General features: G+C 34.3%; 25 protein-coding genes, 1 tRNA gene and 1 pseudogene. 16 read left to right on the top strand and 11 right to left on the bottom strand.

Features of this window, described 5'->3' with window-relative positions; all coding sequences use genetic code 11:
• Nucleotides 1–469 precede the first annotated feature (469 nt).
• The 4 genes from EKL97_RS14890 to EKL97_RS14900 all read left to right on the top strand — a co-directional run bounded on the left by EKL97_RS14890 (nt 470) and on the right by EKL97_RS14900 (nt 1,815).
• The gene (locus EKL97_RS14890) at nt 470–796 is read left to right on the top strand and encodes a hypothetical protein (RefSeq protein ID WP_126569231.1); all 327 of its coding nucleotides are present in this window, start codon (nt 470–472) and stop codon (nt 794–796) included.
• A 67-nt stretch (nt 797–863) separates the two neighbouring features.
• Complete coding sequence (locus tag EKL97_RS14895; protein ID WP_126516647.1) at nt 864–1,241, top strand: hypothetical protein; 378 nt, start codon at nt 864–866, stop codon at nt 1,239–1,241.
• Nucleotides 1,229–1,393, top strand: a complete 165-nt coding sequence (locus EKL97_RS15630) for a hypothetical protein (protein WP_158614942.1) — start codon at nt 1,229–1,231, stop codon at nt 1,391–1,393. Before EKL97_RS14895 ends, EKL97_RS15630 begins: the two co-directional genes overlap by 13 nt.
• The gene (locus EKL97_RS14900) at nt 1,393–1,815 is read left to right on the top strand and encodes a hypothetical protein (protein ID WP_126569232.1); all 423 of its coding nucleotides are present in this window, start codon (nt 1,393–1,395) and stop codon (nt 1,813–1,815) included. Before EKL97_RS15630 ends, EKL97_RS14900 begins: the two co-directional genes overlap by 1 nt.
• A gap of 350 nt (nt 1,816–2,165) precedes the next feature.
• On the opposite strand, the gene EKL97_RS14905 is transcribed toward EKL97_RS14900, so the two are convergent.
• Together EKL97_RS14905 and EKL97_RS14910 are read right to left on the bottom strand one after the other, a co-directional pair.
• Nucleotides 2,166–3,236, bottom strand: coding sequence for a Fic family protein (locus EKL97_RS14905; RefSeq protein WP_126553836.1), 1,071 nt, complete (start codon nt 3,234–3,236; stop codon nt 2,166–2,168).
• Between the two features lie 469 nt (nt 3,237–3,705).
• Nucleotides 3,706–3,787, bottom strand: a tRNA-Leu gene (locus tag EKL97_RS14910).
• A 107-nt stretch (nt 3,788–3,894) separates the two neighbouring features.
• Between EKL97_RS14910 and EKL97_RS14915 the strand changes: the two genes are divergently transcribed.
• The 4 genes from EKL97_RS14915 (at nt 3,895) to EKL97_RS14930 (ending at nt 7,843) form a co-directional block, all read left to right on the top strand.
• A complete protein-coding gene (locus EKL97_RS14915; protein ID WP_126569233.1) occupies nt 3,895–5,283 on the top strand; it encodes a dipeptidase in 1,389 nt (462 codons plus the stop codon).
• A 376-nt stretch (nt 5,284–5,659) separates the two neighbouring features.
• Nucleotides 5,660–6,010, top strand: a complete 351-nt coding sequence (locus EKL97_RS14920; RefSeq protein ID WP_233588610.1) for a hypothetical protein — start codon at nt 5,660–5,662, stop codon at nt 6,008–6,010.
• A gap of 1 nt (nt 6,011) precedes the next feature.
• Nucleotides 6,012–6,386 (top strand): BlaI/MecI/CopY family transcriptional regulator, encoded by a 375-nt coding sequence (locus tag EKL97_RS14925; RefSeq protein WP_126454249.1) that lies wholly within the window; start codon nt 6,012–6,014, stop codon nt 6,384–6,386.
• Nucleotides 6,383–7,843 carry a M56 family metallopeptidase gene (locus tag EKL97_RS14930; RefSeq protein ID WP_126569235.1) on the top strand — a complete coding sequence of 487 codons (1,461 nt, stop codon included), beginning with the start codon at nt 6,383–6,385 and terminating at the stop codon, nt 7,841–7,843. The genes EKL97_RS14925 and EKL97_RS14930 overlap by 4 nt, the downstream gene beginning before the upstream one ends.
• A gap of 68 nt (nt 7,844–7,911) precedes the next feature.
• Here EKL97_RS14930 and EKL97_RS14935 read toward each other — a convergent pair whose 3' ends face one another.
• Entirely contained in the window at nt 7,912–9,282 is a 1,371-nt protein-coding gene (locus tag EKL97_RS14935; protein ID WP_126569236.1) for a saccharopine dehydrogenase family protein, read from the bottom strand.
• A gap of 226 nt (nt 9,283–9,508) precedes the next feature.
• Here EKL97_RS14935 and EKL97_RS14940 point away from each other — a divergent pair, with 226 nt between their 5' ends.
• From EKL97_RS14940 to EKL97_RS14950, 3 genes and pseudogenes are all read left to right on the top strand, one after another.
• Nucleotides 9,509–9,901 carry a DUF423 domain-containing protein gene (locus EKL97_RS14940; protein WP_126569237.1) on the top strand — a complete coding sequence of 131 codons (393 nt, stop codon included), beginning with the start codon at nt 9,509–9,511 and terminating at the stop codon, nt 9,899–9,901.
• A 74-nt stretch (nt 9,902–9,975) separates the two neighbouring features.
• Nucleotides 9,976–11,577 (top strand): phosphoenolpyruvate carboxykinase (ATP), encoded by a 1,602-nt coding sequence (gene pckA, locus EKL97_RS14945; protein WP_126569238.1) that lies wholly within the window; start codon nt 9,976–9,978, stop codon nt 11,575–11,577.
• A 195-nt stretch (nt 11,578–11,772) separates the two neighbouring features.
• Nucleotides 11,773–12,613: pseudogene (locus EKL97_RS14950) on the top strand (DUF4407 domain-containing protein).
• A 75-nt stretch (nt 12,614–12,688) separates the two neighbouring features.
• Here EKL97_RS14950 and EKL97_RS14955 read toward each other — a convergent pair.
• The 7 genes from EKL97_RS14955 to ruvC all read right to left on the bottom strand — a co-directional run bounded on the left by EKL97_RS14955 (nt 12,689) and on the right by ruvC (nt 17,337).
• A complete protein-coding gene (locus EKL97_RS14955) occupies nt 12,689–13,399 on the bottom strand; it encodes a PH domain-containing protein (RefSeq protein ID WP_126569239.1) in 711 nt (236 codons plus the stop codon).
• 67 nt (nt 13,400–13,466) lie between these two features.
• Nucleotides 13,467–13,838: an MmcQ/YjbR family DNA-binding protein gene (locus tag EKL97_RS14960; RefSeq protein ID WP_126569240.1), complete on the bottom strand. Its 372-nt coding sequence runs from the start codon at nt 13,836–13,838 to the stop codon at nt 13,467–13,469.
• A gap of 20 nt (nt 13,839–13,858) precedes the next feature.
• The gene (locus tag EKL97_RS14965) at nt 13,859–14,647 is read right to left on the bottom strand and encodes a cyclase family protein (protein WP_126569241.1); all 789 of its coding nucleotides are present in this window, start codon (nt 14,645–14,647) and stop codon (nt 13,859–13,861) included.
• A gap of 247 nt (nt 14,648–14,894) precedes the next feature.
• Entirely contained in the window at nt 14,895–15,026 is a 132-nt protein-coding gene (locus tag EKL97_RS16150) for a GIY-YIG nuclease family protein (RefSeq protein WP_126562138.1), read from the bottom strand.
• 33 nt (nt 15,027–15,059) lie between these two features.
• Entirely contained in the window at nt 15,060–16,217 is a 1,158-nt protein-coding gene (gene hemW, locus EKL97_RS14975; protein ID WP_126562139.1) for a radical SAM family heme chaperone HemW, read from the bottom strand.
• 127 nt (nt 16,218–16,344) lie between these two features.
• On the bottom strand, nt 16,345–16,677 hold the full coding sequence (locus tag EKL97_RS14980) for a four helix bundle protein (protein ID WP_126553859.1): 333 nt from the start codon (nt 16,675–16,677) through the stop codon (nt 16,345–16,347).
• Between the two features lie 105 nt (nt 16,678–16,782).
• A complete protein-coding gene (gene ruvC / locus EKL97_RS14985; RefSeq protein ID WP_091203117.1) occupies nt 16,783–17,337 on the bottom strand; it encodes a crossover junction endodeoxyribonuclease RuvC in 555 nt (184 codons plus the stop codon).
• 163 nt (nt 17,338–17,500) lie between these two features.
• Between ruvC and EKL97_RS14990 the strand changes: the two genes are divergently transcribed.
• Both EKL97_RS14990 and EKL97_RS14995 read left to right on the top strand, forming a co-directional pair.
• Nucleotides 17,501–18,487: a lysylphosphatidylglycerol synthase domain-containing protein gene (locus EKL97_RS14990; RefSeq protein WP_126562140.1), complete on the top strand. Its 987-nt coding sequence runs from the start codon at nt 17,501–17,503 to the stop codon at nt 18,485–18,487.
• 7 nt (nt 18,488–18,494) lie between these two features.
• Entirely contained in the window at nt 18,495–19,595 is a 1,101-nt protein-coding gene (locus EKL97_RS14995) for a glycosyltransferase family 2 protein (RefSeq protein ID WP_126562141.1), read from the top strand.
• Nucleotides 19,596–19,679: 84 nt separating this feature from the next.
• Here EKL97_RS14995 and EKL97_RS15000 read toward each other — a convergent pair whose 3' ends face one another.
• Nucleotides 19,680–20,156, bottom strand: a complete 477-nt coding sequence (locus EKL97_RS15000) for a hypothetical protein (RefSeq protein WP_126457504.1) — start codon at nt 20,154–20,156, stop codon at nt 19,680–19,682.
• A gap of 320 nt (nt 20,157–20,476) precedes the next feature.
• Here EKL97_RS15000 and EKL97_RS15005 point away from each other — a divergent pair, with 320 nt between their 5' ends.
• The 3 genes from EKL97_RS15005 (at nt 20,477) to EKL97_RS15015 (ending at nt 23,794) form a co-directional block, all read left to right on the top strand.
• Nucleotides 20,477–20,977 (top strand): DUF456 domain-containing protein, encoded by a 501-nt coding sequence (locus EKL97_RS15005; RefSeq protein ID WP_126457505.1) that lies wholly within the window; start codon nt 20,477–20,479, stop codon nt 20,975–20,977.
• A gap of 395 nt (nt 20,978–21,372) precedes the next feature.
• Nucleotides 21,373–22,482, top strand: coding sequence for an AAA family ATPase (locus EKL97_RS15010; RefSeq protein ID WP_126569242.1), 1,110 nt, complete (start codon nt 21,373–21,375; stop codon nt 22,480–22,482).
• A gap of 442 nt (nt 22,483–22,924) precedes the next feature.
• A complete protein-coding gene (locus tag EKL97_RS15015; protein WP_126569243.1) occupies nt 22,925–23,794 on the top strand; it encodes a DEAD/DEAH box helicase family protein in 870 nt (289 codons plus the stop codon).
• The last annotated feature ends 64 nt before the right edge of the window (nt 23,795–23,858 follow it).

Below are 23,858 nucleotides of genomic sequence, written 5' to 3' on the forward strand. Positions count from 1 at the left end.
TTTTGCGGACTTGTTTCATAGGCTAAAATTAAGATTATTTCTTAACTTAATGTGATGGCTAAGTTAGCATGTCCAGATATCAACAAAGATTTTAATCATTCAGAAAACAAAGATGAGAAGAAAAAATTTGAAGTACGGATTTTAAATAGGATAAAGGAAAAACTTTAAAATCAGTCTATTTGCGTTAGGGATTGCTGAAAAAATTCTTTTTTGAGGTCTTCTCTGGTTAGTTTACTGGGGTCTCTGTTGCTCGTTTGCAACGAGTGCCGGCTTTACTAATAAAATAAATCATAGTGTGTGAAATGCAAATCATTAAAACAAGAGGTAGCTAAAAATTTATTTTTATGTTAAATTCGAACGAAAATGAATATCCGAAATATGCCCAGCAAATGACGCGCTTCTTAATAATTATACAACATCTTCAAAATATGCTAGGGGAAGATATGATTTGCAGGGAGAAACACGAGGAATGCTTTCAAGACAAGGTCAAGCTTTATCGGAAATTATGAAACCAAGAACCGCACAGTTTGAAACTGCAAAGTATTATGCTGAAAATGGAATTACACCAAGTGGAAATCTTCGAGGTGGTATGCGAGTGGCTAAGATTTTTAAGTACGGAGGTAGAGGACTAGTATTTACTAGTGCAGGGATGTCTACTTATAATGTTTACAACGCGAATAATAAAACTTTGGCTTTATCACGTGAAGCGGGGGGATGGGTTGGTGCTACTGAAGGTGCTGCGTGGGGATCTTTGATTGGCCCTTGGGGGTACTGTTGCTGGCGGGATAATAGGTAGCGGCATTGGCTATTATTATGGCTCTCAAATAGGTGGAACATTGTATCACACTCTAAAACGTTAACCCATGAACAATAAATTTGTTGAGAAATTTAATAAGTTAAATTTAGTTTTAAATAATCATTTCCTATTAAATAATAGTACTGAAATTAGATATTCAAAGGTTTATAGAAAGTCTAAACTAAAATATATTGTTAATAAATCCCCATATTGGATTTTATTATTCGAGAATGATTTAATAGGATTTAGAAAAAAAGAAGTCATCGAAGATTATGCTACTTTTTACTTTTTAAAGTTAAAAGACAAAAGTATTCATATAATAGGAATATTACATAAATACTCTGATGATAATGTTAGAACTGAAAAACTTATTTTTAATAAAAAAATAAGTTTCTTGTTATATTATTTATTGATTAGTAAGTTTAATAAGGCGTGGAAACCGTAATGTTGTATTTTATGGTGGATTGTGCGTTTAGTGCAGCCTTAACCATAGTAGCCGTTAGCAATCCAGTCGGTATTATTGCAGTTGGTGCCTATGGTGTTTTCGATTATTACTACGGCGATACATTTTGGAGAAAAACAGGAATTGATAAATAATGAAAAAAAAACCTATGAAAAAAGTGTATCATTATATTTTTTATAAATTATATCGCTACATGCTATCTACCCCAAATTCAAATTTAGCAGTAAATGGAGCAGTGATATATTTGTGCATAAGTTTGCTTTTTTATTCAATGACAATTGATTTATTATTAAATAAATTTTTCAAATTGCATCCAATGTCAGGGAACTTATTTATGGCCATTGGTTTGTCTTATGCGTTTTTAATTTATTATTTCAATTATTGGTATTTTAGAAAAGATGGTTTATATCTTAAGATTGAAAAAAGGTTTATAAATGAAAGTGAAAAGCAGAGAGTATTAGGAAATATATTTGTTTCTGTTTTTGTTTTTGGCTCGATTATTATTTTTATGCTTACAGGTTTTTTAGTTAATAAGTATTACGGTGGATTCAAGTAGCTAAATTTTAAATACCATCTGACTCAAGCAGAAATTATTTCAAATGTTAGCATGATGTTTACCCTAGTGTAGAGAGCAGATATAATCAAATCGGTTAATATGATCATCCATATCAAAAATATCTTAAACTAAATAATTTTTTATATTGGGATTTTTCCAAAAGTCTTTCATAAAATTATTTGTGTAAAATTCAAAAGTAATGTTACATTTTAGTCGTTTTCCCAACACGACTTTCCAACGTGTTAAATTTTTTCAATTTTTCTAACACGTTTACATAACGTGGTAAGTTTTTAGCATTTTTCTAACACGTTGTTTTTATGCGGTAAATTTTCAATGGTTTTTTACCATATTTAACTATTCATTAAAACGTTTATCAATTCGGTATTCATATAATAGTTAGATTTTCCGACTTTGGTTTTTTCTAAAAATCCTATTTCTGAAATTTTATCTAAATAAATTGAAGCCGTTTGGCGCGTAATATTCAATTCTTTTTCCAAAAACTCAATTTTAGTGTAAGGATTTCTAAACAAAATATTTATCAAATCTTGACTGTATATTTTAGGTAATTCAGTTCGCATTTTACCTTTATAATCTGCCATTAAATCCCGAATTTTAGTAATCAGAACAATAGTTTGCTCTGCGGTTACCTCAACGCCTTTTAACATATACAACACCATCGCTTCCCAGTCGTTAGTTTCTCTAACGCCCTGCAAAACTTTGTAGTAATTGGCTTTGTTTTGGGTAATATAACGGCTTAAATACAAAATAGGAATATCTAACAATCCCGATAAAACCAAATAGAGAATGTTGATAATACGCCCCGTCCGTCCGTTACCATCATAAAATGGGTGGATACTTTCAAACTGATAATGTATAATTGCCATTTTTATAAGTGGGTCAATATCCGAAAAATCATTGTCGTTTATAAACTTTTCTAGGTTGCCCATTAAGTCCAAAACTTCATTGGCCCTTTGTGGTGGAGTATAGACCGTTTGCCCTAGCGAGTTTACTAATTTTGTTCCCGCTTGCGTTCTAAATCCAGCATTGTTTTGTAACAGCTCCTTTTGAATGGTTAAGATATGTTTGTTTAAAAGTAATTTCTCTTTTCGCACAATTTCAAAACCAAGTTTCAAACCTTGTGCGTAATTAAAAACTTCTTTACTGGCGTGTTTCTTGGTGTCAATCAATACATTTTCTTTGTATAAATCGTCGTGAGTAGTGATGATGTTTTCAATCTCACTACTGTCTTTTGCTTCCTGGAGTGTAAGCGTATTAATCAAAATACTTTCGTTTGGAATAGTCTTTGCCGTTCCTTTGAGTTCAGCTAAATACCGATGTGATTTTGCCAATTGCTTCAATATAGCAATCGATTCTGTAAAGTCTTTAGGCGGTAAGGATTGCAAAGTAAAATTTTCTGTCATTGTATGTGATTGATTCACAAAGTTAGAAAACTTATTTTGATATTGTAGTGATTTCAAAAAATACAATTTCTTGAAAAAAATTAAATTCATACCCCCCACAAGAACCACCAAAAAGAAAAGTTACGGAGGTAAAATATTTTTTTTGAGGTACTCCCCATCTTTTATTTAAGAACGGAAACCACCATAATAAAGTGATTTACACAGAAAACGAAACAAAGACATTTATTTACGGACAAAAAAACAAACTGCTAAACTTTGATTATTTCAAGTTAAGACTATAGAAACAGACAAAATAATGTTATAAAGATACTGTTTAACAGTTTTTAACTTATTGTATCAATCTAATTCAATTACATTAAAATACATTCATTTTAGTTCCACATTATAAAACGGGGGTCTTATTAGGGGAATACACAAAATAAAAAAGTCTTAAGCTATTGATATACAACAGATTAAGACTTAATATTTGTGCGGATAATAGGACTCGAACCTACACGCCTTGCGGCACCAGATCCTAAGTCTGGCATGTCTACCAATTTCACCATATCCGCGAAATTCTGAGTGCAAATATAAGCATTACTTCTTAAGTTCAAAGGAATTTCTTAAAAAATTATTTACTCAGTTTTTTGTACTTTTGAGATTATAAAATAATTAAATAATGGAAAATATTAAAGCATACATTCAAGAACACAAAGACCGCTTTATCAACGAGTTAATCGAATTATTAAAAATGCCCTCCGTGAGCGCAAATCCTGCTTTCTCACTAGATATCATCAATACTGCTGCTGCCGTAAAAGCAAGTTTGGAAAAAGCAGGCTGCGATTTCGTTGAAATCTGTGATACCCCAGGCAACCCAATCGTGTATGGCGAAAAAATAATCGACCCAAGTTTACCAACCATTTTAGTGTATGGCCATTATGACGTACAACCCGCAGATCCTATTGAATTATGGACTTCGCCGCCATTTGAACCCGTAATTAAGAAAACCGAAACTCATCCCGACGGCGCTATTTTTGCCCGTGGCGCTTGCGATGACAAAGGCCAAATGTACATGCACGTAAAAGCATTGGAATATATGGTTCAATCGAATACTTTGCCGTGTAATGTGAAGTTTATGATTGAAGGCGAAGAGGAAATTGGCTCCAAAAGCTTGAGTTGGTTCGTAGAACGCAATCAGGAAAAACTAAAAAATGACGTGATTTTAATTTCGGACACCGGAATGATTTCTAATCAACAACCGTCAATTACAACAGGATTACGTGGATTGAGTTACGTAGAAGTCGAAGTTACGGGACCAAACCGTGATTTACATTCCGGATTATATGGAGGAGCGGTTGCCAACCCAATCAATATTTTAGCCAAAATGATTGCTTCGCTTCATGATGAAGACAACCACATTACCATTCCTGGTTTTTATGATAATGTAGCAGAATTATCCTTGGAAGAAAGAGCCGAAATGGCCAAAGCGCCTTTCAACTTAGACAATTACAAAAAAGCATTAGACTTAAATGACATTTACGGCGAAAAAGGCTACAACACAAACGAAAGAAACTCCATTCGCCCTACACTGGACGTCAACGGAATCTGGGGTGGTTACACCGGAGAAGGTGCCAAAACCGTTATTGCAAGCAAAGCTTTCGCTAAAATCTCGATGCGTTTGGTTCCTAATCAGGATTGGGAACAAATCACGGAATTATTCACAAAACATTTCATAAGCATTGCTCCTGCCGGCGTTACCGTAAAAGTAAAACCACATCATGGCGGACAAGGTTATGTGACCCCAACAGACAGCATTGGCTACAAAGCCGCGAATATGGCGTATACAGAAACCTTTGGCGTTCCCGCAATTCCCGTGCGCTCCGGAGGAAGTATTCCTATCGTGGCGTTATTCGAAAAAGAGTTGAAAAGCAAAACCATACTGATGGGATTTGGTCTGGACAGTGATGCCATTCACTCGCCAAACGAACATTTCGGAATCTTCAATTACCTGAAAGGGATTGAAACCATTCCGTTGTTTTACAAATATTTTGTAGAACTTTCTAAATAATAGTTAGCGATACCGTCCGTTCGAGTTTTTTTGTAAAGAGAAACGGAACAAAAAAGTATCGAGAACCTACATCCGCTCTAAACAGGGCGGATTTTTTTTGGGCGTTCCCACGCTTCCACTATCGTTCCAGCGTGGTCAGGCTGTCCGTTCTCAATCTTTTTATTTTTTGAAACAAAAAAATAAAAAGGATTTCCACTCCCATCCTTAACGCAAACCGCTGACTACCAAAATATTTTTCATAAAAATTTGTTTATTTCAATTTATATTCTACATTTGTAGAGCTAACTCTATTTTCGTAGAACAAAATTATTTTATGCGACAAACTGTTATTGTAATCGGCTTGGTATTTTTGGTTCTTGGTTGCAAAACCAATCAAATGAAAAATAAACTTAGAGAAGGACTTTGGATTGAACAATACTCACAGGATAGTTCCCATTATAAATCAATTGGAAAATACAGAAAAGGTGATCCCGTAAAAAAATGGAGTTATTTTTTAAATGGCAAAATTATTAAAAGAGAAAAATACAAAGACAACATCTGCAACACTACTTTTTATCATGAAAATGGAAAAATACAGTCCAAAGGAAAAACAAAAATGGAAACGAGCGATAAGTACGCACATTGGTTTTATTTTGGTGACTGGAAGTTCTTTAATGAACATGGAAAACTAATAACGATAAAGAAATACAATAACGGAGAATCAGTTTCCGAAATAGAAATTAAATAACATGCAACAACTAACAAACGCCGAAGAACAACTAATGGAACACCTTTGGAAACTCGAGAAAGCCTTTATGAAAGACTTGCTGGAAGCCTATCCAAAACCAAAACCAGCAACCACAACCGTGGCTACCCTATTGAAAAGAATGATCGACAAGCAATTTGTAGCCTACACTGAATTTGGGAACTCTCGGGAATATTATCCATTGGTTAAAAAAACGGATTATTTCTCGAAACACGTCAACGGATTGATAAGTAGTTTTTTCAATAATTCGGCATCGCAATTTGCTTCTTTCTTTACCACCGAAACGAATTTGTCTCAAACGGAACTGGAAGAACTCAAGAAAATAATCGACAGTGAAATTCAAAAAAAGAAAAAATGAGCGACTTTCTAATCAAATCGACAATCACTTTATTTGTGCTACTGGCAGTGTATTATTTGTTTTTGGAAAAAGAAAAAACACACGTTTTCAATAGGTTTTACCTGTTGTTCAGCCTTGTTTTCTCAATGGTGATTCCCTTTATTACTATTGAAGTTATTCAGGAAATAGCACAACCTACAGTCAATCCAGGAAATATCCAAATACTGCAAGGAAACGCTTTACTACTTGAAGAAACAAACTATCTAGCAATAGGATTATGGAGTTTATATGCCGTAGTAACATTCGTTTTGGTGATACGTTTTTTCAGTAATATTATCAAGATTTCGTCTAAAATGAAGTCGAATACAGCAATTGCCTATAAAAACGCAAAACTGGTTTTGGTTCCCGAAAAAACACTTCCGCACACGTTCCTGAATACTATTTTCATCAATAAAACGGAGTACAACAACCGTGAAATTGAAGCCGAATTGTACACACACGAGCTCACGCATGTAACTCAAAAACACACTTTGGATATTTTATTCATCGAACTATTGAAAATCGTTTTTTGGTTCAACCCAATTTTTATTTTTTACAAAAAAGCAATACAACTCAATCACGAATTTCTTGCTGACGAGAAGGTAGTGACCTCCTACAACAATGTTCCGTTTTACCAATCTTTATTATTATCGAAAGCAAACGAGAATCAAACTTTTTACTTGGCCAGTAATTTGAATTATTTAATAACTAAAAAACGATTACTTATGATGACAAAAACCACATCAAAAACGAAAGCTTTATTAAAAAAAGCAACATTAATTCCGGTAGTAACTGCCTTATTATTTTTATTGTGTACGAAAGTCGTTGCGCAAGAAACCAATGTGAAAAAAGAAACTACTCCTGTAAAACCTGGAAATTTATTTAAAACGTATTACGACAAAACTACTTTTAAAATCAAAGATGAAAAAGGGAAGATTACCAGCGAAAAAAAATACAATGAACTAACTCCTATCGAAAAGAGATCTATACCTTCTATCTTATCAAAACAAAAAAAATTACCTACAAACGAGGAACTTCTGGCGACTTTAAGCAAAGGAGCGCCTGAAGTAATTGAAATAGACACATTCAATTCTGAAAATCAATTTGTCCAAAAAGGGGAAAATGAAGTCTACAATACTGCTGGAATAACTGAAAAACCAGATTTTCCGGGAGGAATATCAGAATTTTACAAATTTGTCGGCAATAATTTTAAAACTCCAACACAACCTAACTTAAAAGGAAAAATATACATCACCTTTATAGTAGAAAAAGACGGCAGTTTAAGCGACATAAAAAACATACGAGATATTGGTTTTGGAACCGGTGAAGAAGCCATACGTGTTTTGAAAATATGCCCGAAATGGATTCCCGGGAAAATGAACGGCGTCCCTGTGAGAGTAATGTATAGCCTCCCAATAACTTTACACTCAAAATCATAATAGTATAAAAAAACAAATCCGCTTCAAAAGGAGCGGATTTATCAAACTAAAAATCTAAAAACAAACTACTAACTAAACTCTTTATCAGGATTGTATCCTAAATATGGCATGGATTGTTCTTTGAAAACAACACCGTATTCCTCTAATTCTTTCAAAATAGGCACATACACTTCCTTACGAATGGGTAATTGAACTCCAGGAGTTGTAATCTTACCATTCAGTATTAATAATGTTGCCATTGCAACAGGTAAGCCTACAGTTTTCGCCATGGCTGTATAGGTTTGATCATCCCCAATGCAAACCATTTTGGAATCTATTTGTTCTTTTTTGCCATTTAATTCGTATCCAAATTTGTGATACATGACAATCATATCTTTATCATCTTGCTGAAGCGTCCAACTATCAGTCAAGATCTTTTCCAGAATTTGTGCCGGAGTGGCATTCTTCAAGCCTACAATTTTATTGCGATTGAACAAGTCCAATTCCAACAATTTGTCCCACATGATATCGTCCTGATCAATCTTAAGAATCAAACGAGTCTTGATTTCCACGGAATCCGTGGGATGATACGGCAAGAAAGAATTCACGTATTCTCTGTAACTCATGTTCTCCGAATCCTCCATTACGTAACTATCGTCTGTCATTCCTAATTGTACAAACATATTCCAAGCTTTAGAAAAACCAACTCTACGTATCGTTCCTCGGTATAAAGTCAGTACATTATCCAAGCCATACACACTGCGGTATTTCAAGGAATCCCGATTGGAATAGGCTTCAAAGCGACCATAACCTTCTACTTGTAAAAACTCGGTTCTACGAAACAAATTACAATACGGAATGTATTTATACGTTCCTTCCTGAATAAATTTGGCAGCGCCTCCTTGTCCTGCCAAAACCACATTGCGTGGCGCCCAGGTAAATTTATAATTCCAAAGATTCGTGTCGGATTCCGGCGCTACGAGTCCACCACAAAAAGATTCAAAAAGAAGCATTTCTCCGCCTTTTTCTTTAATTTCATCAATCACTTTCATCGCACTCATGTGATCTATTCCAGGATCAAGTCCAATTTCATTCATGAAAATGAGATTGTTTTCTTTGGCGGCAGCATCTAATTCCTGCATGGCATCGCTCACATAAGAGGCGGTAACCAGATGCTTTTTATATATTATACAATCTTTAGCCACTTCGATATGCAAATGAGCCGGCAACATCGAGATGACAATGTCAGCATTTTCAATTGCTTTTTTTCGTTGCTCATTATCGTAAATATCTAAAGCAATTGCAGTTGCGTTTTTATGATTATTGGTTTTACGCTGAGCTAAAGCCAAAGACAAATCACCAATAATTAAATGCAAGTTTTCTTTTTCTGATTTACTTAAAAGATAATGTATCAAAGAGGAAGCTGATCTTCCCGCCCCGATGATTAAAATTGTTCTCATTTTTATTTATTTACAACACAAACATACAAAAATGTTGTATTTATAACAAATAACTCAAAATAATTTACTGAGAAAGCTTTTATTCTTTTAGTTCTTTCTTTTACGTTTTAAAAATAAAAAATTAGTCTGCTTAGTGTACCGTTAAATTAAGTTCATTTGAAAGTATCGTGCCAAATACTTTTAAAGTTAGGAGATATGAAATACTTTTGCATCAAACATAATTATCATGGACAAAAAGATACTTACAACGGGAACTATTCTGGGAATGATTGCAATAATTTTTGGTGCTTTTGGCGCACATGCCCTAAAAAAAGTACTGTCTATTGAGCAATTAAATACTTTTGAAACAGGCGTACGCTACCAAATGTACCATGCACTGTTTTTATTGTTTATTGGACTCCTGAAAGACCTCTCTCAAAAAACAAAAAAAACGCTCTATAATTTAGTGCTTTTCGGTGTAATTCTATTTTCTGGCTCCATTTATCTATTGGCAACAAACACCCTTACTTCGTTTGATTTTAGCATCATTGGATTTATAACTCCTATTGGCGGACTCCTATTAATACTAGCCTGGGGCGTTTTATTGATAAATATTTTAAATAAAAAGTCACAAATTTAGACGAAACAAATTCTATCTGAAATTTAATATCTACTTTTGCAGTCTATAAAAACAAACTACACAACAAAATATTTATGGACAATAACACACTTTTCACGCAATCGATTTCGTTAAAAGAATTAGGAATTGAAAATGCAAAAATTCATTACCAGTTATCTCCTGATGAATTACACGACATCACCATCAAATCTGGTCAAGGAATCGAAGTTTCAAGTGGATCATTAGCGGTCAACACAGGAGAATACACAGGCAGATCTCCGCTGGATCGTTTTATCGTGAAAGACAGCGTCACTGAAAACGAAGTGTGGTGGGGAAAAGTAAACATCCCTTTCTCGCCAGAAGCTTTTGAAAAATTATACAACAAGGTTACCGCTTATTTATCTGGCAAAGAAATTTTTGTGAGAGATTCTTATGTGTGTTCAGACCAAAATTACAGATTAAATGTCAGAGTAGTGACAGAAACCGCTTGGGCCAACTTATTTTGCTACAACATGTTTTTAAGACCTGAAACGGAGGAATTAGCAGACTTCGACCCCGAATGGACTTTACTTTGCGTGCCTAGCTTTATGGCAGATCCAATTATAGACGGAACACGTCAAAGCAATTTCGCAATTCTTGATTTTACACGAAAAGTAGTTTTAATAGGCGGAACCGGATATACAGGTGAAATAAAAAAGGGAATTTTCTCTGCCTTGAATTTCATTTTGCCAGTTTTCAAAAACACCTTACCAATGCATTGCAGTGCCAACGTTGGTAAAGATGGTGATACAGCTATCTTCTTTGGATTATCAGGAACCGGAAAAACAACTTTATCAGCTGATCCTAACAGAAAATTAATTGGCGACGATGAACATGGTTGGACGAATGAAAATACCGTTTTCAATTTTGAAGGAGGGTGTTATGCAAAAGTCATCAACCTTTCTGAAGAAAATGAACCTGACATTTTTCGCGCTATAAAAAAAGGAGCAATTCTGGAAAATGTAATTATCAATAAAGATACGAATGACGTTGATTTTGAGGATATTTCCATTACACAAAACACGAGAGTAAGTTATCCTATTTTTCATATTGATAATATTCAGCAAGGTTCCATTGGAGAAAATCCTAAAAATATATTCTTTTTGACCGCGGATGCGTATGGTATCCTGCCTCCCATTGCACTACTAACTCCGGGACAAGCAGCGTATTATTTCATCTCAGGATACACAGCAAAAGTTGCCGGAACTGAAGCAGGAATCACAGAACCTCAACCCAATTTCTCGACGTGTTTTGGAGCGCCATTTATGCCATTACACCCAACAAGATATGCTGAAATGTTAACTAAAAAAATGAAAGATGCCAATGTAAAAGTCTGGCTTATCAATACAGGATGGACTGGTGGCCCTTACGGAGTAGGAAGCCGAATGAAATTAAAATACACCCGTGCCATGATTACCGCTGCATTAAACGGAGAATTGGACGATGTGCCGTATGAGAACCACCACGTTTTTGGAATTGCAAAACCGCAAACCTGTCCAAATGTTCCCAGCGAAATTCTAAATCCCAGAAATACATGGGAAGACCCAGAACTATACGATAAAAAGGCGGTGGAATTAGCTCAAAAATTTAAAGCCAACTTTACCAAATTTGAAGAATTTGCCAATGCCGAAATTATGGCAGGAGCACCATTGACATAAGGTACTATTAATTCAAAAACCAATAGAGCCGTTCGTAAAGAGCGGCTCTATTTTATTTAGGACAAACTGTAACAAAAAGCCATAAATAAATACCTATCAAGTATTTATACCACAATCCGTTTTTTGTCGTTAAATTTATATTCATCAATCATCCGAGCCGGAATAGCAATCTGGTGAAGCAATCAAAAATCAATTATGTTAAAACAATTTTTCATTCTGTGTTCCGGCTCAGACAAAGACCTACTCGTAGGCTGTTCCGAGGGCGAACAAACCAAATATGTAGGTATTGGCGCCACTGTTTTCTTTACTGCAGTCATGGCTTTTCTTGCCAGTTCGTATGCATTGTTTACCGTCTTTGACAGCATTTATCCCGCAATCGCATTTGGTATCGTTTGGAGTTTGCTCATTTTTAATCTCGATCGTTTTATTGTTTCCACTATTCGAAAAAGAGACAAAGTAGGTAGTGAATTTCTGCAGGCAACTCCCCGAATTATTTTGGCGGTAATCATTGCGATCGTCATTTCGAAACCATTAGAAATTAAAATCTTCGAGAAAGAAATCAACACCGTTTTATTGAAAGAGAAAAATGCGATGGCTTTGAATAACAAAAAGGAAGTGGTACATTATTTTAAATCGGATTAAACAAAAAAGTTACCGAAACCCAACCTATTATTGATGGATTTGACGGTCTAATGGCACGAATCAATGCCTTGGATAAATTACCGTGGCTGCCTTCGTTCTTTATCATGCTCTTGTTTTTAGCCATTGAAACTTCTCCTATTATTGCTAAACTTTTATCTCCAAAAGGGGAATACGACTATAAATTAGAAGATATAGAAAAGCGTTGAAAGCAACAATCGAGCAAGACAAATACCAACGTTCTTTATTGGTAAAAACTAGTGCGATGATGCACGATAAAGTCTATGGAGACATTGCTCAAGACAAACAGTTGTATGATTTACAACGAAAAAACGCTGCCGATTTGCTCGAATTACAATCAAATAATTTTGTAGAAAAGCAGAAAAGAACACTTTAAGTCGAAAGTCGAAAGTCCTAAAGTCAAAAGGAAGTAAATATCTTTTGACTTTATGAATTTCCGCATTAAGGCTAATTACATAAAACTTAAAATTTCTTTTTTGAAAGCGTCATATTCGCCTTGCAAAATCAATCCGTTATCTAGTAATTTTTTATAATTCTGCAATTTTTCAAAAAGTTCGTCTTGCGATAAATCGCTTAAAGATTTGTCTTTTGATATTACTGTAGACTCTTCAAAATCTTGGTTTTCAGCAGTGAAATTAGGTGGTGAAACAGGCATTAGTTCAGCAAAATTAGTCACTTCTTCCGTTTCCATTTCTTCAATAATTTCATCTTCTGCCATTGGTGAAAACGGAATTGCATCTACAAGTGTTGCATTTAATACTCCTCCTGTTTTCAATATATCCAATTGTTCTTTGGCATACGTAAAAATTTTACGCGCTTGGATTTTAGGAATATAATCAATAGAAACTTCCATATTTGTTTTGGTTGTAAATGAAAACTCGGATCCCAGAATGTTTTCTTTCACAAATGTGCCTTCTATTTCATCCCAAGTGTAATCAATAAAATTCATTGAAAGTCCCAGATTTTTAGGCTGACAAATGATAATTCTTTTATTCGTCATCACAATACTATCCGGCAAAACAGTAATCGCTGGTTTTTTTTGAACAGCAATATATCCGATTTCTTCATTTTTCATCAATAAGTCACTCAGTTTTGAAGCGATTTTTTCAATGGCTTTTGGGTCTTGTTCTTCGTTTAAAAACTTTTTAAATTGTTCTTTCATGTGATATGCTGAATTTATTCTTTACGCATTTATAATTTTATTCGACTTTTCTTGGCAAAAGTAACACCTAATCTTCTAATTCTTGAATTTCACTCTGCAATTTCTTTGTTAAACTTTTGAAAACCAAATCATAGGAATGATCAATTAACGCTTTGAGTAATGCATCCGCAACTGATTCATTTACAGCAACTGTATTCCAATGGGTTTTACTCATGTGAAAACCCGGTTGAATGTCAACGTATTCAGCCCGCAATTCCTGAGCACGCTCTGGATCACATTTTAAATTAACTGATGGCTGTCCTTTCTCCCACTGACTTAAAGAAGACAATGCAAACATTTTTCCACCCACTTTAAACACCAATGTATCTTCGTCAAAAGGAAAGTGTTCCGTTACTCCTTTTTTAGACAAGCAATATTCGTAGTACGTTTCCAGGTTCATCTCTTGAAATTATTTTTCATTCAATCATTTAAAATAGCGTACAAAACCGGCTTACTCGGACTCGCATCATTTTCAAAAGAGGCAATTTGTAAATTCAACAAATAACCGCCATCTTTCACTTCATCAGCCACAAAAATCATCTCCGTAATCGTACAATTCAATCTGGCTTCTGCATTCAGATTGTTGACATCGGTCACATTCCAAAAAGCTTTGTGTGCCAATAATTTCCCTTCATCATGCTCTTTATCCACGCTGGGCAAATCAATTAGCAAGTGCTGAATCCCGCTTTCGCGAATGAATAACGCAGCATCTTCATTTAGATAAGGCGGATTCGTATTCGAATATTTTAAAGATTTTTTTATTTTAAAATTAGGAAGTGTTCTGATAATTAAGGCTTCTTTTGGAACACCTAATTTCAGTATCACATCGAGCGCAGTCGAGATGTTATCCAGTGTAATCACTAAATCTCCTCCTTGCATTTCCGGGACAACCGAAATCAACTCAGCTAAAAAAATAAACTGTTTCAAAGATTGATTAACACTGTAAAATTCACGTGTAATATGTCCCAAACATTCCGTATGCGTTCCGTGTCCGTGTGGATTGAAGAAAATATTATTGAAATTAGTAGACGACTTTCCTTCCGAAACTTTCCCTATCCAATCCCCAAAAATAACGGGTTCAATGACTGGTTTCTCGATATACCAAGCAATTGGATTCTCGTCTGTATTTGTTAATGGAATCGAAATATCAATGGGTTTTGATAAATCGACTTCAATGGCTTGGTTGTTATGTTGGATTGTTGCTAACATTTACGCTGAATTTATTTCAGCATCTCATCTGGAGATACTTTATAAGTTCAAATATAAATCTTTTAATTCAGGATTTAAAAGTTTTGCAACATTCCATTTCCAGTCTTTATGCCAATTTTTAAGTTGTTTTTCTCTTTTAAAGACAGCACTTAAGTAGCAAGAAAGATATATTGTCGCAATTATTAAAATACGACATTAAATTTTAGTCATCATTTAAATCTTCCAAATAGATTAAAATTGTAGCATTCTATTTTTTTGTAAAAACTGCGCCGGTACCATTTCTATGACAATCAATTCTGTTTTTTAAATTTTTTGTGGCACCCACGTACAAAACAGTACTGTTTTTATTCGTCAAAATATATGTAAATCCTTTTTCCATACAAAATCAATTAAAATTAAATAGATCCTGAAACTAGTTCAGGATAAATAAATCTGAAGCAATTCCATCTGTCAAAAATTTTCCTTTTTTGGTTGGCTTTAAAATCCCATTTTCAATAAAAAGCAAATCATCATCAAGAAATTTTCGAGATTGATTGTTCAAATATTCCAAATACCCACTTCCGAATTCGCTTTCAATTTTATCCAAAGAAACACCCCAAATCGTTCGTAAACCCGTCATAACATATTCATTATATCGGTCCATAACAGAAAGAATTTCGATTTCATTGGGTATTTTACCCTCTTGAATGGATTTTAAATACAGCGCATTATTCGACACATTCCAACTTCTGGAAACTCCATCATAACTGTGTGCTGAAGGACCAATTCCAATGTATTTTTTTCCCAACCAATACGCTGAATTATTCTTCGAAAAATAGTTTTCCTTCCCAAAATTTGACAATTCGTAGTGAATAAAATCATTGGCTTCGAGCATTTCGATTAAAATAGCAAAGTGCTCTTGCGCGACATCATCTTTAGGCGCTGCAATTTTCCCTGTTTGAATGAGTTTATTCAACGCTGTTTTAGGCTCTACCGTCAAAGCATAACTCGAAATATGCGGAATCCCAAAACTCAATGCTGTTTCAATATTTTGTTTCCATTTCTCATTGCTCATTTGCTGCGCCTGTTCGCCATTTTGGCTCGAGTCCGGAATTCCGTATATTAGATCGAGAGAAATGTTGTCAAAATACTGAGTAGCAACTTCTAAACATTTTCTGGCTTCCGCCGAATTATGAGCTCGGTTCATCAATTGTAAATCGTCTTCAAAGAACGACTGAATCCCAATACTTAGCCGATTAATTTTGCTTTTAGATAATTCGATTATTCGTTCACTTGACAAATCATCTGGATTGGCTTCCAGTGTAATTTCAGGATTATCTGAAACAGAATAGTATTTGTACACTTCCGCAATCAGGAAATTAATTTCTGCTGAAGTTAAAACACTTGGCGTTCCTCCGCCAAAATAAATGGTTTCGACAATTTCGTTTTTAAATTCGCTTTTACGCATTTGAATTTCTTTGGCAATAGCCAAAACCATTTCTTCTTTCTTCTTCATCGATGTTGAAAAATGAAAATCGCAGTAATGACACGCCTGCTTGCAAAAAGGGATATGGATGTAGATTCCGCTCATTTAGTAGTGGTCAGTTTTAAGAAAGTGGTCAGTGGTCAGATTTTTAGTGTTCAGCCTTAAGAAAGTGTTCAGTGAGCAGTTATTTAGTAATCATATATGTACTGAATACTAAAAAACTGAACACTAATCACTCCTTTTTAACTCCAAACTTTTCAGGGTTCAATATCATATAATTAACAAGTTTTCCAATTTCTAAACTTTCAGAGATAAATTCCTGATAAATAGCTTCAGAAATATATTTACAAGACACAGAAAACTCTAACCACACTTGTGTTTCTGAATTTTCTCCATCAGAATCGGTCAACTTACTATAAAAATGTTTAGGGTAAATCCTCTTTCTATAGGCTTCGGCAATAGTTGCAGGAACACTCCTTGAAGAACGCCGAATTTGATCCGTTAATGAATAGGTTTCTTCCTTTGGAAATGATTTTTTATAGGCTAATAAATCTTGGAATCTCATATGATACAATTTAAAAAACGGAATACTCTTACTTAATTAAAACTGCTGAAAACTGACTACTCATCCCAGTCCAACACAACTGAACACTAAAGCACTGAACACTGATCACTTTTTTATTCGTTCTTCGTTTTGTTTCACAAAAGCATCCCAACCCGTATAACTTTTCTCTCCCACCACTTTCCCGGAATTGAAAAAATGACAAACCGCAGCTGCTAATCCATCTGTACTGTCAAGATTTTTAGGCAATTCTTTTAATCCTAAAAGTTGCTGTAGCATTTTGGCAACTTGTTCTTTGCTGGCGTTTCCATTTCCGGTAATCGCCATTTTTATTTTCTTAGGTTCGTACTCCGTAATGGGAATATCTCTCGAAAGTCCCGCTGCCATAGCCACGCCTTGCGCGCGTCCTAACTTCAGCATCGATTGTACGTTTTTACCAAAGAAAGGCGCTTCAATCGCAATTTCGTCTGGATTGTGGGTATCGATTAACTCAATGGTGCGTTCAAAAATGATTTTGAGTTTTTGATAATGATTGTCGTATTTGGACAATTGCAATTCGTTCAGTTGCAAAAACTCCATTTTTTTATTGACAATTTTTATCAATCCAAAACCCATAATCGTCGTTCCGGGGTCAATTCCTAATATGATGCGCTCGTTTGCCAAAAGTTTTAGTTTTTTATTACACAAAGATACTCAAAGGGAACACAGAGGTACACAAAGATTAATTTTACAATCGACCAAACAAAAAACTTTGCACTGCTTAGTAATTTCTTTGTGAATCTTTGTGAAATAGCTTTTTCAAAATACTTTTTCTTTTCTTTGCGGTATGATTACAATTCCACACAAAACTAAGCAATTCCTCGTACTTCTAATCAAAGTTTTGATTGTGTGCGGTGCGTTTTATTTTATTTACAATCAATTGGCTAATAATGACAAACTGGATTGGCAGAAATTCATCGTTTTATTCCAGAAAAATCAGTCTATTGGCGGAATCGCCTTTATTTTACTACTGAGTGTTTTGAATCGGTTTTTTGAAATTTTGAAATGGCAAAATTTAGTTGAATTCATTCATGAAATCTCAGTAGGAACAGCAACCAAACAAGTTCTTGGCGCATTAACCGCGGGACTTTTTACACCCAATGGAGTTGGAGAATATGCCGGAAAAGCGTTATTTTTTGATAAATTAAACACTAAAAAAGTCATATTCTTAAATCTGATCTGCAACGGAATCCAAATGATATTGACCGTTATTTTTGGGGTTTTCGGATTGCTATTTTTTAATGCGCAGTACCATGTGATTACCACAAAAACAGTAGCGTTACTTTTTGGATTTCTGATACTTCTCTTCATTGTTTTATTTTCGGCCAAAAAAATTACTATCAAAGGGTATTCGATCGAAAAACTGATCCATAAGATTAATGAAATTCCAAAACCCATTCATCAAAAAAATATCTTTTTGGGTATTTGTCGCTATCTTGTTTTCTCGCACCAATACTACTTTTTGTTTCTGGCTTTTGATGTTGATTTGCCTTATTTTACCCTAATTGCCACCATTTCCTCTGTTTATTTCTTAGCTTCTTCCTTGCCTACTTTTCAATTTTTAGACTTTGCCGTAAAAGGAAGTGTTGCGGTTTATTTCTTTGGGATTTTAGGTGTAAATGAATGGATTGTTATTTTCATTTCGACTTTAATGTGGTTTTTGAATGTGGTTTTACCCGTAATAATTGGCACTTATTATGTGTTGAACTTTAAAATCCTCTCTCCTCCCGGAGCTTCGGGACTCCCTAAAGGTGAGAGAGATAAAACTTATTAAAATAATTATGATTACAAATATTTTATTTTTGGTACTTTTGATTTATGCCGTTTTTATTGGACTTTTGATTTATGGTCTCATTAAAGTGAATACAATTGATTATATTGGCTTACAGCCAAAAACAAAATTCTCAATTATCGTTCCTTTTCGGAATGAAGCTGAAAATTTACCCATTCTATTAGACAGTTTGTCGAAGCTGAATTATCCGATGGAATTGTTCGAAGTGATTTTGGTCGATGATGAATCGGAAGAAGTGTTCAGTGTCCCGTGCTCATTGTTCCGTGTTCGGATAATAAAGAACATTCGGATTTCAAACTCACCCAAGAAAGATGCAATTGTAAATGCGATGCAAATTGTAAATGCAGACTGGATTATCACCACCGATGCCGATTGTGTAGTTGATAAAAACTGGTTATTGACCTTGGACAATTACATTCAGCTCCATGATGTGGCGATGATTGCCGGGGCAGTAACGTATGATTGTGGCAATTCATTTTTGCATCATTTTCAGCAATTGGATTTGGCGAGTTTACAAGGCGCAACCATTGGGAGTTTTGGTATTAACAAAGGATTTATGTGCAATGGCGCCAACTTTGCGTACACGAAATCCTTTTTCCAAAAACTGAATGGCTTCGAAGGAAATGACAGCATTGCCAGTGGCGACGATGTGTTCCTGTTGCAAAAAGCGATTGCAAAATCCCCTGAAAAGGTGCATTATCTAAAATCTCGAAATACTATTGTCACCACAAGGCCATTGAACAATTGGAAATCATTATTCCATCAGCGCGTTCGCTGGGCCTCTAAAACAAGTTCGTATCAAAGTACTTTCGGGAAAGGATTGGGACTGTTAGTATTTGCGGGGAATTTGTGTTTGGTGATAGGCGCTGGGTGTTGGGTGTTGGGCGTTATTCCGTTTCTAAATATAGTTTTACTGTTCCTTTTAAAATTTCTTGTTGATGCTGTTTTGATATACGAAACCAACTCTTTTTTAACCAAAACCAAAATACGTTATTTGATTTTGAGCAGTTTGTTTTATCCTTTTTTTAGTACAAGCGTGGCTTTGTATTCTGTGTTTGGAAAATACGAATGGAAAGGCAGAAGATTTTAGAATCCTGATCCGAGCCAAAAAGTAAATACTAACGTAATCTGAAATCAAAAATAGCTACTCTTCATTCGAAAATCCTTTTAAGAACTACTCTACTTTGAGAATCACCGGAAGAATAAATTGTATTTTTACGGGAATACCGCGCTTTATAGCTGGGTTAATTTTTGGAAAATCAACTAAACGAACTTTAAGAATACTGTCAATTTTGATTTTGTCATAAGCCACGGAATCTTTGGGAAACTGCGGCTCAAATTGCATCGTTGCATTTGGAAAAACCGTGACCTTAACTTCAATCGTATCCAGTTCCGGATAAAGAATTGCAAGGGTATCCACACTCAATTTCTCCTGAATCAGCTGGGTTAAAACATCAAAAAAACACTGTTGGCGTTGCTTTTTATCTTCTATTTTTTCACAATCTACTACTGATGGGTATTCATCGACTTCTTTCCAGTTGATGGATTTCAGTTCCTTTTGCAACAATTCTTTTTCCGAGGGAATTTGCTTGTCTAAGTATTGACAGGAATTAAAAAATATAAATACTAAAAAAAGGTAATTCTGCTTCAAGGTTTTGTGTTTGAATTGGACTAATATTCTATAAAAATACAATTATTTTTTTTGAGATGCTTTCGAAAGCAAATAATCTTCGTAGTTTTCAGCAAACCATTTCTTTTTGATCGCAGCGGCAATTTCTTTTTGATCGGAATACGAAGCCACCAATCGATCTGGAAGAACAGCAGTTTGGATTGTATATTTATAAAATTCCTCCTAATTCAATACCGAGTTTGGGTCTGATTTTTTATCGAAAAAATCAAAAAAAGCGCATCAAACTCTTTCAAATAAAAATTCAATACTTTTGAGTGTTCAAAATTAGTAAAAATAAATTTATGGATGTACTGCTTTTGGTTCTTGGTTTTATGTGTATGATTTTAGGCGTTTTGGGTAGTTTTTTACCGGTTCTGCCCGGACCTGGCATCAGTTGGGTTGGATTGGCATTACTGTATTTCACAAATGCTGTTCCGGTAAATTATTGGATTTTAGGAATTACTTTATTGATCACCGTGATCCTATCGGTTTTAGATTACGTGATTCCGGCAAAGGGAACTAAGCGATTTGGCGGAAGCTCCTATGGTATTTGGGGCACTAACATCGGATTGATCGTGGGGATTCTTGCTCCTGTCCCTTTTGGATTCATTATCGGCCCTTTTGTTGGTGCGTTGATAGGTGAACTTATTTATGATTTTAAAGACCATAATCGAGCTTTGAGAGCGGCTACAGGTTCCTTTATAGGGTTTCTGGCATCCAGCTTTATGAAATTTGTGGTTTGCGTGATGTATTTAGGATTGTTTGTGTGGATTGTCTGGAATTATAAATCTGAGTTATTTTAAGGGAAATACGAAATGAAAGGCATGTATGCTAACCCACTGAACTCCCAAACCTGCTACATTTAAATCAAAAAAGCTATCCACAAAGTGGAAAGCTTTTCATTGGTCTAACTACTAAACCCGCTACGAGTTACAAATTCGCAGCAAACAACACAACTAACGTTAAAAACCTTTTAGGGGCAAAAAAGCCTTTCTGTTACGAAAGGCTTTCCCCAATATTGCGGTCTGGACGGGACTAATCTATGTGTTTTGTTATCAGTGATCTAAGTTGTTTTACTTTTTTATGTTTCCGAATTGTATGTCTATTTATCCATTTAATGCTTGCTTGATTATAAAAATAGTGATTAATTTGTCCTGTCCGTATATAAACTTAATAAATTGGACAATAATTTTTTATTATGAATGAGGAATTAAATTTAAAAGGAATTGATGGTGTTTTAAGTAAAGAGGAATTAAATGAGTTACTTAATTTACATGATGAGTATGACTTCAATGGCGATGATGACGATGTATCAATAAACACAACCAAACACATATCTACTGAACCTAAATCAGAACTTAGAGAAACAGACACAAATTTTTCAAGTGCATTTGAACTATACAATCAGAAAGTTGAAGTTATTCCAAAGCTATTACATCCATTTTTGCAAAAAGTAGGCTTAGCATCTTTAGTAGGAACTTCAGATTCTGGTAAATCAACATTTCTAAGACAATTAAGCTTGTCTATTGCTTTGAATCTTGAAGCCTTTTTAGGATTCCGTCTAGACAGTAGAAGCAATAAAGTTATTTATGTGAGCACGGAAGATGACTCAAGTGCGATAAGCTTTTCTATTAGAAAGCAGGTAGACTATTTACTAAAAGAAAACAAATCAGTCGATTTGAATCTATTGAATAATCTTCAATTCATCTTTGAAACAGATAACCTCTTAGAGAAGCTTAGCAAAAAATTGCAAAATGATTCTGTTGATTTGATTATCATTGATGCTTTTACTGATGTATTCACTAAAGAACTGAATGCAAACACTCAAGTAAGACAATTTTTAAATGACTATGATAAACTAGCTAAAAAACATAGCTGTTTAATCCTTTTCCTTCACCATATTGGTAAAAACACATTGAAATCAGCACCTAGTAAAGATAGTATTATTGGAAATCAGGCATTTGAGGCAAAGATGAGGGTAGTATTAGAGTTAAGACCTAATCAGTACAAACAAAACAGGAAAGATTTATGGGTTTTAAAAGCAAATTTTTTGGATTCAGATCAGAAAACTAAAAGTCATGTTCTGGAGATGAATGACACTATGATTTTTAAAGCTACCGGAGAAAGAAATGACAAGCTAAAAACTTCTAAATCAAGTGACGATAAGATTATAGGAAAAGTTATGGAATTAAACAAAGAAGGGCTTTCTGTTAGAAAGATTGAAGAGGCACTCAAAGACACTGAATTCAAACTAGGAAAATCTTCTATAGCTGAAATAGTAAGCAAAGCTTCAAAAACTAAAAAATAAATTTAGTGCCATTGTTTTAATTTTACTCGCTTGCAATCTTATTCTCCGCAATTGTTTTATGCAATCAAGAGTATTACTAATAACACTATTGACATTGACAAATGGGTTTACAAAGATAAATTATTGAAAAGGTAGGGAAAAGAATAGAGATTTCGATACCGTACTTTTAATAGTTATTGGAGAAACAGAGCCGTTTAATACAGCTTCTAATTATCTTATCTGTCAAAAATGGACATTATTCTTATTTTGGGAATACCCTATACATAAACAATGGTAAATAATGTCCCCATTCTAAAGCTAATTGACAATTGAAACAGTCGTAATGTATTTTGTGTTGTTACACTTTTCCACCATCAGATCCTTCACAACCTCTTTAGTAATAATTTACAATTGGATTTTTAATAAATAATTTCCATAATTTTACTGTTTATAAAACCTTACAATGATCCAAACAAAATTACCTGTTGAATTACAAATCACAAAATACATATCTGAACAAAAAAACCAAATCCTTCAGCTCATAGATGTAAACCATAGAATTCTTCTGCAGGCAAATCCTGGTTCTGGAAAAACTTATTTTTTCGAAGAAATTGCTAAAGATATAATTAGTGGCAAACGGAAAGGTCGATTAATATTTGTTGCTCCATTCCTTATTATAACAGAACAATTTGCTAATAAAGTGAATGTCAATTTACAACTAAAATATGACTCACGTAAAGAGTTGTTTCCTACAGATAAAATTATCACTTCTACTTTCCAAAGTCTAAGACATGTTTCCAATGAATTAGATAAGGATGACATTATAGTAATTGACGAGGCTCATGCATTGTTTTATAGTTATCCAAAGACCAATAATGACAGGCAATTCTATCTGTCAACGATTCAGGATTTATACCATACGAAGGCAAAAGTGGTTTTAATGTCTGGAACTCCTAATTTGAGTCTGGTAAGTACATTGCGTTTACATCATATAAAAATTGCTAAAAGCAACGAGATAAAAGCTAAAATCAATATTAACTTTTCAAAATCCCAAAACATTGATATTGCACGAGATTTTGCTGTAAACGCAATAAACCAATACGGAAAAAAGAGTCTAAATATTATTTACATCAAGAGCATAATACAATGTAATAACATCTGTGACATGCTAATTAGCCTAGGTTATACCGCAAAGGTTTTAACTTCATTTGAAAAAAATGAGTCAACTTATAAAAGTATCTCAGATATAGAGTTAGTACCCAAAGGGATACAGTTTATAGTTACCACGAATGTTATTAGTACTGGAGCCAACATAAAGAACTGGACATGCTAACTTAGCCATCACATTAAGTTAAGAAATAATCTTAATTTTAGCCTATGAAACAAGTCCGCAAAAT

It is taken from the genome of Flavobacterium sp. LS1P28 (assembly GCF_003970335.1).
GTDB lineage: Bacteria > Bacteroidota > Bacteroidia > Flavobacteriales > Flavobacteriaceae > Flavobacterium.